Here is a 1,114-nt window from a genome sequence, read left to right as displayed (position 1 = left end):
TGTACTGCCCAGGGACGTTGGTTGGGTGAATGTGATGACTCGCTGGAGTCGCTGACTCATGGGTGAGGACCTCCGGTTGCACAGTGGAGTTGCTTAGACAACCGCTGAGGCGACCAGGAGGTCCTCATGTCCCACGCTAATGCCGCTTTGACTCCGCGCCAACGGTTACGCCTCGCGCGTCTCGTCGTTGACCAGGGATGGCCGGTGTCCCGGGCTGCCGAGCAGTTCAATTGTTCCTGGCCTACGGCCAGACGCTGGGCTGAACGCTATGCCGCGATGGGCGAGTCGGCCATGACCGACAGGTCCTCGCGCCCGCACCAGGTGGTGAACCGGACCCCGCAGCAACTCGTTCGCAAGGTCGTGCATCTGCGCTGGAAGCAAAGGCTGGGGCCGGTCGCGATCGGAGCAAAGCTTGCCATGCCCGCCTCCACGGTTCACGCGGTCCTGGTCCGGTGCCGCCTGAACCGGTTGCATCACGTGGATAAGCGCACCGGAGAAGTCATCCGCCGGTACGAACACGACAAACCTGGGGCGATGATCCACGTCGATGTAAAGAAGCTCGGCAATATCCCGGACGGTGGCGGCTGGCGCTACGTTGGCCGGCAGCAAGGCAAGCAGAACCGCGCCTCGACCCCGGCAAAGCCGCGAAGCAGCCACCACAACCCGCTGATCGGCACCGCTTACGTGCACACGGTCATCGACGACCATTCCAGGGTCGCCTACGCCGAGATTCACGGCGACGAAACAGCGGCCACCGCGGTGGGAGTGCTGCGACGGGCCGTGTCCTGGTTCGCCGTCCGCGGCGTCACCGTCGAGCGGGTCCTGTCCGATAACGGATCAGCCTACAAATCCCATCTCTGGCGGGACACCTGCCGGGAGCTGAACATCAAAGCCAAGAAGACCCGCCCCTACCGTCCGCAGACCAACGGCAAGATCGAACGGTTCCACCGCACTCTGGCCGACGGATGGGCGTTCCAACGCTTCTACGCCACAGAGTCAGCCCGCAGAAACGCCCTCCCGGCATGGCTGCACCACTACAATCACCACAGGCCCCACACCGCAATCGGCGGCCAACCGCCCATCAGCCGTTTAACCAACCCGCCTGGGCAGTACA

1 protein-coding gene is annotated in these 1,114 nt (G+C 64.1%); it reads left to right on the top strand.

Annotation, left to right across the window (positions count from 1 at the left end; translation table 11 throughout):
* Nucleotides 1–126 precede the first annotated feature (126 nt).
* On the top strand, nt 127–1,114 hold a 988-nt coding region (locus V9L18_RS21960; RefSeq protein WP_337349262.1), incomplete at its 3' end, for an IS481 family transposase.

The organism is Pseudarthrobacter sp. CCNWLW217 (assembly GCF_037203985.1).
In the GTDB taxonomy this organism is placed as follows: Bacteria; Actinomycetota; Actinomycetes; order Actinomycetales; family Micrococcaceae; genus Arthrobacter.
This window is presented reverse-complemented; position numbering and strand designations above follow the sequence as displayed.